Origin of the sequence: Bartonella sp. AD24XZML, assembly GCF_042196485.1 — a bacterium.
Classification (GTDB): Bacteria; Pseudomonadota; Alphaproteobacteria; order Rhizobiales; family Rhizobiaceae; genus Bartonella.
Window position 1 is genome coordinate 1 of record NZ_JBHIQH010000084.1, and the last position, 13,129, is coordinate 13,129.

A 13,129-nucleotide genomic window follows, 5' to 3' on the forward strand; every position below is an offset into this window, starting at 1 on the left:
ATGTTTCCCGTTGCCCCAAGGATAGAGGAGACCGTTGTGGTATGCGATTGAGATGTATCGGACGATTTCTCATGCAAAAAGCCACTTGATGACGATTGCGCTTGCTGATCCAACTGTTCTTGGGCGCCTTTGATAGTAATCTTTCCCCCAGAGTGAATGGTAATATCCGCTTGTTTCTGATCTCCTGGTGCTTTCTCTCCTGACGTTTCCTCTGCCTTACCGGCTATGAGCGTCGAGGCTACAACTTCCGTGTTGTTTCCTGAGTCAATGGCAATGCCTTCACCCCCTGTTATGCTTGACCCCACAACTTGGCTCACATCCATCTTGTTATGCTCAGATTTGCTGCTACTAAATGCTCCACCCTCTTTATGGTACGACATCTCATACTGTAAGCTATCCTCTGCATTGTTGATGAGAATATCGTTGCTGGCTTTCAGCCCCACCTTGCCCTCAGCCGCAATGGAACTACCTGTGATGCTAAGATCATGCGGTTTGCCATCTTGCCCTGCAATGACAGTGGTGTCACCTCCCGATTTTATCGAAGAGCCAACGGCATGAGAGGCTTGCATATCCACTTTAAGGTTTTTATTCTGAAGATGAGACGCCATTTCATCGGATTTCGTATCTATTGTGATATTCCCTTGGGCACCAAGAGCAACATTGCCCTTGGCATCTATATCGGAAGCAGCCATATGGATATCTTTTCCAGAGAGAACAGTGGTCTCTTTTCCAGAACTTAAATGAGAGCCATTGTGTAAGGCAACATGAGATGTTTCACTCCCATTCTGATTGTCCATACTGTTGCGTGTGGCATCAATCGAAACATTCCTCTCAGCTTGCAAGAGAAGTTTATCCGTTGTTTGAACATCAGAGCCTAAGATATTCAGATCATTTCCAAAGACATAAGTGAGATTGATGTACTTTGAAAAATATTTTTTCAAAACAAATGTGTGAATACACAACAACAAGTGTATTCCGTTTAGGGCGTTCTGTTTGCATGAGGAGTATGATCCCATTAAAAAATGCAATAAACAAAAATGTAAGACAATGCGTCATCTTCATTTTCATTATTTAAAAGACATTACTCTAAATGCTTTTGAAAATCGTAAAGCTAAATTAAAAGAAGATGATAAAGTTGGAAACTAGTTTTTCTCTTTGTAACTTTATATTCTTCCCCAATGAGGCTGTATTCCCGTTTCAGAACTTACTCCAACAGATGTAGTACGCTCGCTCTAATCTGGTATATAAAAGTAGACTAAAGTTCGTCACTGGTTATGATCTTTTCCTAATTCTGAGATTAATTAAATACTTTTCACTTAAGCGTAAAATGATAGCCGTGATATAAGATTTTATGTAATAAGTAGTTATAAAATCGATGCATACTACTAATCAGCCTTTTATAATATAAAACTTTTTTAAAGCCTTATAATACAAAATGATACCAATGAAAATAGAAGAGATTAAGAGGAATAAAATAGAGAGCTCATAAAATAAAGGCCCCGTTAAACGAGGCCTTAGTATTTTTTGTGCTGATAATTTCATTTTTACGAAATTAGAATTTGTAAGCGACACCTACACGGAAGTCATTGGTTTTGTAATTAAATTCACGTGTATCGTTGGCGAATTTCTTTTTACCAAAATCGGAGTAACGATATTCTGCACGTAAAAGAACGTTGTCTGTCATTGCAAAGTCAACACCGCCACCAATAGTAAAACCAACCATTGTCTTCGTATCATCAGCCCAAGTACCACCAGTCAAATCTATGGTTTGCTTAGCCCCTGCATCTGGTACTTTTCCATCCCCGTCAGCTTTCTGCTCAACTTTAGCTCTCTCTCCTTTTCCTGTAACTGATTGAATGCCCTGTACCTGCGCATAGGCAATACCACCAGCAACATAAGGCATAATACGGTCAACAGCAGCAAAACCGATACGAACGCGTGTAGCACCAGACCATTTTTCTTTGTAACTGTGCTTTTCCGTTACCTTGTCACCTATTTCAAACTGTTGCTGATCTTGTAATTCAACCTTAGCTTTTTCAAGGGCAGCATTAAAATCTGCTGCATTTTTTTCAGTAAGAGTCAATTCACGGGCTGTTTTTGATTCTTCACGGTCTGCCCAAACTGCATCGGTTTCAACACCAAGAATGAGACCATTTCCAAGGTCTACGTTAGATCCGGCATAAATGCCACCCATGAAACCAGAATGACTAGGTGTGTTATCTTTTTTGAAAAGTACTTTATCTTCTCCTGGAATAGTTACTTTAGTTTTACTCGAAAAGTTGCCAACGTGACCACCAAGATAAAAACCCGTCCAAGAAAACGAAGGGGCTGCTGCGATAACTGCTGGTGAGGCTTCATGAGGGATCACCACATCAGCAGCTTGTGCCGCAGAAACTGAAATTAAAGCAGCAACAGAAGTTGCTATTAAAGATTTTGTATTCATAATTTTGCTCCTAAATTAACTATAGGATGACCTTATAAGATTATAGATGGAAATGCTGTAGTAAAAATGTCACAATCATACAAATAAAAGCCCAGAAAACAGCGGTTTTGTAAAAGTCAAGATCTCTTTAAAATTTAATTTTTTGTTAATACTTTGTATTCATAATTGCACTTTTGATAAAATTAGAACTCGTAAGCGATACCTATATGAAAGTCATTGTTTTGTAGCCTAGTTTAAGGTAATCCTTTTTAAATTCCTTCTTACCACAGTCTGAATAACGGTATTCCGCACAATGCGGTCAGCGATGGAAAACCAACACAAACTCGTATTGTACCAAACCATTTTTCTTTGAAACCATCTTCATCTCTCCTCGCTCTGCCTAAACCGCATCGGTTTCAACACCTAGAATGAGGACATTTCCAAAATCTACGTTGGAACCTAAATAAATACCACCTATGAAACCGGAAGGCTTAGGCATCCAGTCTTTGTCTCCAATTTTCTTTTTTGTCTCTAAATAAAATACATCAACTTTACTTGAAAAGTTGCCAACTTGACCACCAAGATAAAAACCTGTCTAAGAAAAAGAAAGGGCTGTGATAACTGCTGTAGCTGTTTCACGAGGAATGACAATATCAGCAGCTTGTGCCGCAGAAGCTGTAGTTATAGCGATAACAAACGTTGTTACTGAAGATTTTATATTCGTAAACTTTGCTCCTACATAAATTATGAGCAAAGTGTTATACGACTACATAAAAAACGCTGTAGTCAACATGATACAACCATAGGAAACGAAAGATGCACCCAAGATAAAATCATTCCATAACTTCACTTTTCATAAGAATTTTCGTAAGAAATTGTAAGTTACAAGTATGTGTAAATTATTGATTTTATGGCATAATTGTTATCTGTCATTTATAGAAATCTTTTTAAGAAAATCTAAATAATATCTTTTACTCCCCTAATAAATATAGGGTATGTGATAATATAATAACAGAAAATAATAGAGGCTCTGTCAAAGACAGAGCCTCTTGAACGTTTATTTCGTTGTTGACGAAATTAGAATTTGTAAGCTACACCAACGCGGAAATCATTGGTTTTGTAAGCTATTTTATCCCCGTCCTTTACAAATGCTTTTTTACCATAGTCTGAGTAACGATATTCTGCACGCAACAGAACATTGTCTGTCATTGCAAAGTCAATACCACCACCTACAGTGAAACCAACCATCGTTTTTGATGCATCAGAAACGGTAGCAGTACCAATAGCTGCATTATTTCCATCTTTTACCTTAATCGAATCAACTTTTTGTACCTGTGCATAAGCAATACCACCAGCAACATAAGGCATAATGCGATCAACGGCGGCAAAACCAACACGAACGCGTGTAGCACCTGACCATTTTGCTTTTAGAGAAACGCTGTCTATCTTTTTGCTTGTAGACGTTATAGAGTCTTTATCTTTTCCTGAAGCATATGTAGGTTTGAGGTTATCAAAAGTGTCCTTGAAATCTCCTTCAACAGTTTTCGCAGCGCGGTCTTTTGATTCTTCGCGATCTGCCCAGACTGCATCAGTTTCAACACCTAAAATGAGTCCATTTCCAAGATCTACGTTAGAACCTACATAGATACCACCCATGAAACCAGAAGGCTTAGGCATCCAATCTTTGTCACCAATTTTATTGTTCGTCGCTGAATCATATACATCAACTTTACTTGAAAAGTTTCCAACTTGACCACCGATATAAAAGCCTGTCCAAGAAAATGAAGGGGCTGAGATAACTGCTGGGGCTGTTTCACGAGGGATAACAACATCAGCAGCTTGTGCTGCAGAAGCTGCTGCTATAGCGATAACAGAAGTTGTTACTAAAGATTTTATATTCATAAACTTTGCTCCTAATTTATTTATGAGCACAGTGCTACAAGATTACAGAAAGAAAAGCTGTAGTAAAAATGATACAGTCACAGAAAATGGAGGGCACATCCCAGACAAAATCGCTTCATAGCTTGATTTTGTACGAGAAACCTAAAGATATATATATATAACTTATTGATTTTTAAATGTAATTCTTGTTTGTTGTCTATGATTTTTTTAAGAAAACCTGAATAATATCTTTTCATATCCACAATAAATTATGTATTGTGTGATAATATGGCAACAGAAAATAACAGAAGCTCTGTCTTTGACAGAGCTTCTGTTATTTAACTTACCATCTGTTAAAATTTGTAAGCAACACCAACACGGAAATCATTGGTTTTGTAAGAAGTCTCATATTTATCATTTGAGAATTTCTTTTTCCCAAAATCTGAGTAACGATATTCCGCACGGACAATAATATTATTGGTCATTGCTAAATCAACACCAGCACCAAGAGTGTAACCAACAAGAGTCTTTGTTTCATCAGACAGAGTACCAGAAGCGATTACTTTGTCTGAATCTTTGCCTGTTATTGAAATCAATGCAGTATCTTGAAGCTGGGTATAAGCGATACCACCAGCAACATAAGGCATAATGCGTTCAGCTGCAAAACCAATACGTACACGTGTCGCACCAGCCCACTTTTCTTTAAAAGTGAAACTGTGGGTTCGTTTAGCACCAGGTTCAAGCGCATCTTTACCAATATTAATTCCAGATTCTGTTAATATCTTCTTAATATAATTTATGTGATTTGGAAGAATAACATATGTGTTTCCTGTCTTCGTGTCATCTTTATTAGACCACATGATATCTGTATCAACACCTAGAATAAGGCCATTACCAAGATCAACGTTGGAACCTGCATAAAGACCACCCATGAAACCAGATAGTTTAGGCAAAAGGTCATCAGGTACTGGAATCTTTTTTCCATTACTGAGAATATCCATTTTCGTTTTACCCGAAAAACCACCAATCTGGCCCCCAACATAAAAACCTGTCCAAGAAAAAGTTGGAGCAACAATAACGGGAGCAACAGGTGTTGGACTTGGGGGAACAATAACATCTGCTGCTTGTGCTGCTGAAGCTGAAACAAAAGCGAAAGCAGAAGCTGTTATTAACCATTTCATATTCATATTTTCTCTCCATAGCTGAATATTTATTTGAACACACCATTTCATATAGAGCCCAAACTTCAGATATCTGTAGCAAAAATGATACACTCATAAAAAAAACAAAAAGCCAATCAAAGTACCCTTATTTGCTTGATCTGTAATAAAATGAGAATAAAACTATGCCCATGCACAAATGATCTCTTTTTCTCACATTTGCTCTCCTTTATAAATTTTGTAAAAAAACTGCGTCACAGTACCCCCGTGTAAAGCGTGTGCTATTGGAATGAAAATATAATATATTGATTTATAATGAAAAAATATCTTTTATATTAATTCGTCTGCAATATTGAAGATGCTCTTATCTTAAGCCTTTTTATATTAAAGAAACCAAAACCATCCCTCTGCACCTCACAAACGAGCAAGTGTGTGAATAAATAAAACTATTTAAAAGCTAAAATGCCACCTATGAATACTCTCAATATTGAATAGTGAAGACCGTTACAATATTGAGAGCAGCTAAATCCAACTGTTCCATTTAAATTCATACAAACAACGTTTTTAGCTTCATCCTTCGCATAACCAAATGTGAATAGCTCTTTGATTGTTTTTTCATCATTGTTAAAGAATGCTTGTACCGCATAAAACAAGACTCCCAATACTCCATAGATTGCAACAAAATCACAGGTAATTTTATCACACATGCTTTTTGCTTTAATTAGGCATTTATTATTTTTTGAAATATTTACGCTTCTGCTTAACTTTCTAGAAAATCTTTTCCAGAGCTTTAGCCCTATTTGTAGGCTATCATTTCATACTCTTTTTAGCTAAATTGAAAAAAATACCTAAAGACAGACAACCGGTATGATAAACATTAAAACTTATATAGAAATCTCCTTAAAGCTGAAAAAACGAGAAATCTTTCTTAAAGTTTTCATACCACACCTTGCTTTAAAAATCATGAATTTGGCAGAAAAAATATCTGATATTTTGAATCATAGACAAATGAATATTTTATAAATTCTGTAGTCGAAGCATACCATCAAAGATCAAAAGTTTAACATTTTTGTTGCTTCACTCGATTTTAATGAAGTATCCTCTCTGCAAACAGCTTAGTTTCTTGTCAATAGGATTTTTCTTAACTCCTTACTTATGTGATTCACTTAACTAAAGGCTCTCTGGACAAGCCCTACTCTAAAAACACTTATCAAGGAGTTTTATTGCGCTGTATAGTTACGCTTAAAATGACAGTATTTACAGCATAACAGCGTAACCAAAAATCCGGAGGTTATATTTATCCAAACCCATGAATTTTGTAACGAGCGATTGCCATTATACAGAGTATTCTTACACCGAAATCCACCTCCCCATATCTTTTCCAAATAGTACTCTTCACCCCCTCCGTACACAATTATAATACCCTTTGCGAACAACTGCTCCTCCACTTTTCAAATGATAAAAAATATCTCCTCTCTTCAATTCCCGATCATACGTTAGACCTCTTGATGTTGTTTTCTTACTTTTTAATAACTCATTGGACTTCGTCTAAATAAATCTGGTCGTCTTCCTTTCCCTGATCCTTTTTTAGGCTTTTGAAATCTTTTTTTACCAGAATATGATACAGGTACTAACTCAGCTGCTGTTATGCATTGGTTGTTATGCGTGCAAGAAAGTTCCATTTGAACAACTTCAGAGAAAATCTTGCTCAACTGTTCACTAGAAAAAAGATCTCTAGGAGGAACAAGAGAAGGTATACCCTCTATTAACTTTTGAGAAGACAAGAAAGAAGCACTCTGAGCTACAGAGATTGAAGCAAACGTAGCAAAAGCCGTAATAAAATATTTTATGTTCATAAATTTAACCTCGTAGAAATATCCATAATGGATTTTATCTAGTGTCTTCATTGCAAATTTCCAGAAAAAATAGCATGTTTATAGATAAAAAGTGAGAATCCTCAAAAAACAAAGCTTTGAAGCATTTTAATTTTAAAATAAATGCAAATTGCCCCACTTTACAAACATAGAAATCACTTGTTTGGAAATGCATAAAAGCGCAAAATATCGTCTGGGGAGAATAAACTACACAAATGTCATATCAACATATTGATTTATAAATCCCCCCTATTGAATGAGCGCTCTCAGTATCATAAGATTATCTTATTTTAAATTCGCTCATGATACATTAAGCAAAATTATTCGCTTACATGTCATAAATGAGGTTGATATATGGATAAGACTCTTGAAAAAAGGAGTTTTATCTTATGAAACCATTTAAACGCAAAAGTTAACATTTTAACTTGGTAAAAGCATATTCCTTGCTAATTTGTTTCTAGGTCACTTTCTAGGTGCCGTTCTTTGCATTGTTCAGTATAATCGTGGTTATCTTTATATATTAATCATATAATATATTGATTTATAATGATAATATAGCGTTATCCATATTAAACTAGAACTCCAAATACCATAAAACCCTTTCATTCCAAATCTTCCTCATGTTGAATCAACCAAAACCATTTGTTTGTACATTACAAGTGAGGAAGCCTATGTGGAGTGAAACTGTACAATAAAGGACTAAAAATGCCTTTTATGAAACGTCTCCAGTGCCAAGGGTTGTCGCAAAATTGGGTGTTGGCAAAATGTGTGATAGTAGCGGCTTGTTAACTCTATAAGCGTAAGATGGTAGTGTTCAATAGATTTTATATTGGTATTGGAGGCTTTATCGTTATATCTTTTATGAGCACCGCCGTAAAATGAACTTGGGTGTCGGTTTCTTTACAAAAAGTACATGAATTAGCAACACAAATATATTCCGTTAGGGCGTTCTGTTTTACATGAAGAATGTAAATCCATTAAAAAAGCATGAGGCAATGCGTAATCTCTATTATTTAACAGACATTGCTTTAAATACTTTTGAAAGTCGTAAAGCAGAATTAAAAATGATGGTAAAGATGAGAGGATAAAATGCCCATAATGTACAAGCATTTTGTCCTCTCACATCAATAATTAACTCCATTTAAAAGCCAATTTTAAAGTTAGCTATGCGCAAAAATATCAACTTCCGCCCATCCTAAAAGATCAAGCCTAGCTCTCATAGGCAAAAATTGAAAGCATGCCTTGGCAACATTTTCTCGCTCTTCACGTCTTAAACGTTCTTCAAATATAACCTTTAAACGATGCAAATATAACACATCCGACGCAGCATATTCAATTTGTGCCTGTGATAACGTTTCTGCCGCCCAATCCGAAGATTGTTGCTGTTTAGAAATATTCACATTCAGCAATTCATTACAAATTTCTTTCAAGCCATGACGATCCGTATAAGTACGCGTGAGTTTCGAAGCAATCTTTGTACAAAAAATAGCCTCTGGCATAACACCAAATGTATGTGCTAAAATAGCAAGATCAAAACGCCCAAAATGGAATATTTTGGTGATTGCGTTATCCTCAAGCAATTTTATCAAATTTGGTGCATTCTTTTGTCCTTTAGCAATCTGTATAATATCAGCAGTCCCATCTCCAGAAGAAACCTGAACAACACATAAACGATCACGATGTGGTTGTAATCCTAAAGTCTCAGTATCAATCGCAATGGCATCAGTTTTATAATTGTCTAAGTTTGGCAAATCACCTTGATGAACGCGAATCTCAGCCATTCACCCTCCTATTTGCTAAAGCAGTAAGAATACGCGCCCAAGACCGCTGCCCCTTATGAAACGATTTTAAATTATACTTTTCATTAGGAGAATGAATACGGTCATCAGCCAGTCCAAAACCAACCAAAAGAGTTTCCATACCAAGAATTGACCGAAAATCTGCTACAATTGGAATCGACCCCCCCATGGCTGTTAATACAGCAGGAACTTCCCACTCTTGTGATAGAGCATCCTTCGCCGCCTTGGTAAAAGATGAATCATCCGAAATCTGAAGTGCCGGAGAAGAACCGTGATTCTTAAATTCAACCTTACAATCAGCAGGAATTGAGCTACGTACATAATCACGCAACGCTTGGCGTATTTTCTCTGGATCTTGCTTATGCACCAAACGACACGATACTTTTGCACTCGCTTGAGAAGCAATAACTGTTTTCATCCCTTCCCCTTCATAGCCGCCACTAATACCATTAATTTCCATGGTAGGACGTGCCCATACAAGCTCTAAAATGCTCCGCCCTTTTTCACCAGCTGGAACGGAAAGTCCTATAGGACCAAGAAAATTTTCAGCAGTACAATTAAGTGCATTCCATGATTGTAAAATCTGTGGAGGTGTTTCTTCTACGCCATCATAAAAACCAGGAAGTGTTGCCCTATTATTTTCATCGTGAAGTCCTGCTAAGATTTTCGTTAAAATACGAATGGGGTTAGCTACTACTCCTCCAAAATAACCAGAATGCAAATCACGATTCGCTGCTGTGATAATAATCTCTTCTGCCATAATTCCCCGAAGAGAAAGAGCAATAGATGGTGTATCCGCATCCCACATTGACGTGTCACAAACCAATGCATAATCTGCCTTAAGTTCATCTGTATTTGCTTTTAAAAAAGGAATAAGGGAAGGAGAAGCACATTCTTCTTCTCCCTCAAATAAAACAGTAACTTTAATAGGAAGCTGCCCTGTTTCTTTCTTAAATGCACGACATGCTTCAATAAAAGTCATCAACTGACCTTTGTCATCTGAAGCTCCACGAGCACAAATAACTTTCTCTCCATCTCTCTCTTTTAAAGAAGGTGTAAATGGATCATCCTCCCATAAACTCAATGGATCAACAGGTTGAACATCATAATGTCCGTAAAACAACACATGCAAACAATCATCTGAAGGTCCTGGATGATGCCCAACAACCATTGGATGCCCCGGCGTATCACGGCGTGAAGCCTCAAAACCGATGCTTTTTAAATCCTCTACTAACCAATCAGCTGCTTTACGACATGCATCCTTGTAAGCCGAGTCTGTAGAAATCGATTGAAAACGTAAAAGAGAAAAAAGGCGTTCAAGGCTCTTCTCTATATTTCCATCAAGATGTGTTAGTACTTTATTCAGCATAAAAAAACCTTTCAAGCCTTGTGTAATTATATTATAGATGCGATGACTTTAAGCCTCTTGTAAGATTTTGCAAGACACCTTATTCATTTTTGACATTGTGAGCAGTAAAAACTTGAACGTCCAGCCTGTAAAATGCGCATAATAGGCGCTCCACATTCCAAACATTGCTTGCCTTCTCGTCCATAAACTGAAAAAGTATGCTGAAAATAACCAAGCGAACCATCTATATGCATATAATCACGTAAAGAAGAGCCACCAGACAAAATGGCTTCAGAAATCACATTGCATATATTTTGTGCTAAAGAATCTGCAAATTCACGTGCACGTGCCGTTTTTGATGCCAATGTAAATGCACCACGTTGTGGAGACAAACGACTCCGCCAAAGTGCTTCGCAAACATAAATATTCCCAAGACCTGCAACAATAGACTGATCAAGTAAAACACCCTTGAGAGACATTTTTTTATTAACAAAAGCCTTTTGTAAATAACGACCAGAAAACGAATTACTCATAGGTTCAAGACCTAGCTTATTTAAAAGTGGATGTTCATAAAGCTTATCCGTATCGACTAAAAGCATAAACCCAAAGCGACGCACATCATTATAAATAAGACGATAAACGTCACCATTCTTTGTCTGAATCTCCATGACAAAATGATCATGTTTAACTAATTTACTTGACGCTGAACAAGCTTTTCTTAAAAAATCATTCTCTATACGCCATGAACCAGACATTCCTAAATGGCTTAAAATCGTTTCATCCTGAGAAAGATGAAATAATAAATATTTCGCACGCCGACCAAGTTCTATAATTGTTCTGCCAATAAGGCGCTCAGAAAAAGCCTCAGGAAAAGGAAAGCGCAAATCTCTACGATTAAGTTTGACAGATACTATCTTTGCATCAGTTACAACGGACTCAAGTCCACGACGAACTGTCTCTACTTCAGGAAGCTCAGGCATTACTCTTCTTTAATAATTATACACTTTCCAATCGTATCTCTGATAAATTGACTTCTTCCCACCCCTCAAAGAACGAAGACTTCCTCTACATCTACTAAACAAATTCTTGATGAGTGGATTTTACTTGGATTCCTACTCATGTGAGTCATTTAACTAAAGGCTTTATGGCCAAACCCTGCCTTGAATATATACCACACACTCTAAAATACTTAACGTATCAATGAGGCTTACATACCACCCCACTTCAAATGATGGTGTTTTACGGCATCACAGGATTAAGCCCATTCACCCTTACGAAATACAGGAACTCTTACACCATCTTGAGTAATGCCATCTATATCAATTTCGCCAGAACCAATCATCCAGTCAATATGAATGACACTTTTATTCCCACCACGTGCTGCAATCTCTTCTGACGTCAATGATGCCCCATCTAAAAAACATTTGGAATAACACTGCCCTAAAGCAATATGACATGCAGCATTTTCATCAAATAAGGTATTATAAAAAAGGAGGCCACTCTTAGAAATTGGTGAAGAATGGGGCACAAGGGCAACTTCACCCAACCGGCTTGCACCCTCATCACTTTGCAAAACCTGCTGTAAAACTTCTTGGCCTGTTGATGCACGAGCCTCAACAATACGCCCTGCTTCAAAACGTACTTCAATATTATCAATCAGTGTTCCTTGATAGGAAAGGGGCTTTGTTGAGCAAACAAAGCCTTCAACCTTATGAGCATGAGGAGTCGTGAAAACTTCTTCTGTCGGAATATTCGGATTGCAAATAACACCATTTTGAGCAATGGATGCACCACCATGCCATTCATGATCATCTGCCAAACCAACAGTTAAATCAGTCCCTAGCCCTGTAAAGTGTAAGGCAGAAAAACGCTGCTCATTAAGCCAAGATGATCGTTTCTTTAAATTCTCGTTATGGACAGTCCACGCCTGCACCGAATCTTCTCCTGTAACACGTGAAGCAGAAAAAATTGCATCGGCTAATTTTTTAATCGCCTCATTAAGTGGTAAAGAAGGAAACATTGCCTCAGCCCATCCTGCTGTTGGATAAGCAACAATCGACCAATTCATAGCAAAATTTGATATTTGCTTGAGTGCCGGCTGGTAAGCTATTGAAGTGGCTTTATTTAAACGTGAAACCTTATCAAAATCCTGATTGGAAAGGAGCAAAGGATTATCACCAACAATCGCTAAACGCGCTGCCCCATTTTCAAAAGCCTTTGCCATTCCCTCATAAAGCCAAGAAGGGGCACAATCAAAACTAGTTGTATGGGCATTTTCAAACCGTGTAAGCGATAACATATCATCACTAAAAATTGGTGTAATGACACCAGCACCAACCTTATAAGCATGATATGCAATACGCCGAACAAAAGGTAACGCTGAAACTGGAGCAGTTAAAACAAGATCCTGCCCCTCTTGTAAATTCAACCCCACTTTCACTGTAATTTCTGCAAGACGATTAAGCATTTCAGACGAAATTGTCTCATGAATATCAAAGTACATTACCAATACCCTTCTTTAAATAGAATGCGTTCTTTATGTCGTCATATTATAAATTGTTTTTCAGATCCTTTGAGTTCGCTTTCTCTACGTATATTTATGCGTATCATTATCGCTAAAATTCACTTAATTCATAAACCGCAAT

At 37.1% G+C, this 13,129-nt stretch carries 10 protein-coding genes and 2 pseudogenes; 1 reads left to right on the top strand and 11 read right to left on the bottom strand.

The window, feature by feature from the left end:
• The 7 genes and pseudogenes from ACFIMX_RS08060 to ACFIMX_RS08090 form a co-directional block, all read right to left on the bottom strand.
• Positions 1 to 908: pseudogene (locus ACFIMX_RS08060) on the bottom strand (hemagglutinin repeat-containing protein); the annotation flags it as partial.
• A gap of 644 nt (positions 909 to 1,552) precedes the next feature.
• A complete protein-coding gene (locus ACFIMX_RS08065; RefSeq protein ID WP_375694302.1) occupies positions 1,553 to 2,443 on the bottom strand; it encodes an outer membrane protein in 891 nt (296 codons plus the stop codon).
• Between the two features lie 382 nt (positions 2,444 to 2,825).
• Positions 2,826 to 3,176: pseudogene (locus ACFIMX_RS08070) on the bottom strand (hemin-binding protein E); the annotation flags it as partial.
• A gap of 323 nt (positions 3,177 to 3,499) precedes the next feature.
• Positions 3,500 to 4,324 (bottom strand): outer membrane protein, encoded by an 825-nt coding sequence (locus ACFIMX_RS08075; RefSeq protein WP_375694303.1) that lies wholly within the window; start codon positions 4,322 to 4,324, stop codon positions 3,500 to 3,502.
• Between the two features lie 332 nt (positions 4,325 to 4,656).
• The gene (locus ACFIMX_RS08080; protein WP_375640235.1) at positions 4,657 to 5,490 is read right to left on the bottom strand and encodes an outer membrane protein; all 834 of its coding nucleotides are present in this window, start codon (positions 5,488 to 5,490) and stop codon (positions 4,657 to 4,659) included.
• Positions 5,491 to 5,909: 419 nt separating this feature from the next.
• Entirely contained in the window at positions 5,910 to 6,170 is a 261-nt protein-coding gene (locus ACFIMX_RS08085; protein WP_375640236.1) for a hypothetical protein, read from the bottom strand.
• Positions 6,171 to 6,989: 819 nt separating this feature from the next.
• Positions 6,990 to 7,319 (bottom strand): hypothetical protein, encoded by a 330-nt coding sequence (locus ACFIMX_RS08090; protein ID WP_375640237.1) that lies wholly within the window; start codon positions 7,317 to 7,319, stop codon positions 6,990 to 6,992.
• A gap of 977 nt (positions 7,320 to 8,296) precedes the next feature.
• Between ACFIMX_RS08090 and ACFIMX_RS08095 the strand changes: the two genes are divergently transcribed.
• Complete coding sequence (locus ACFIMX_RS08095; protein ID WP_375634011.1) at positions 8,297 to 8,425, top strand: hypothetical protein; 129 nt, start codon at positions 8,297 to 8,299, stop codon at positions 8,423 to 8,425.
• Between the two features lie 72 nt (positions 8,426 to 8,497).
• Here the strand turns inward: ACFIMX_RS08095 and ACFIMX_RS08100 are convergent, their stop codons facing one another.
• The 4 genes from ACFIMX_RS08100 to ACFIMX_RS08115 form a co-directional block, all read right to left on the bottom strand.
• Positions 8,498 to 9,118, bottom strand: coding sequence for a ribonuclease D (locus ACFIMX_RS08100; RefSeq protein WP_375640238.1), 621 nt, complete (start codon positions 9,116 to 9,118; stop codon positions 8,498 to 8,500).
• Positions 9,111 to 10,505, bottom strand: coding sequence for a M20/M25/M40 family metallo-hydrolase (locus ACFIMX_RS08105; protein WP_375694304.1), 1,395 nt, complete (start codon positions 10,503 to 10,505; stop codon positions 9,111 to 9,113). The genes ACFIMX_RS08100 and ACFIMX_RS08105 overlap by 8 nt, the downstream gene beginning before the upstream one ends.
• 83 nt (positions 10,506 to 10,588) lie before the next feature.
• Positions 10,589 to 11,464, bottom strand: a complete 876-nt coding sequence (gene mutM, locus ACFIMX_RS08110) for a bifunctional DNA-formamidopyrimidine glycosylase/DNA-(apurinic or apyrimidinic site) lyase (protein ID WP_375618020.1) — start codon at positions 11,462 to 11,464, stop codon at positions 10,589 to 10,591.
• Between the two features lie 275 nt (positions 11,465 to 11,739).
• Positions 11,740 to 12,987, bottom strand: coding sequence for an aminopeptidase (locus ACFIMX_RS08115; protein WP_375640241.1), 1,248 nt, complete (start codon positions 12,985 to 12,987; stop codon positions 11,740 to 11,742).
• Positions 12,988 to 13,129: the final 142 nt, after the last annotated feature.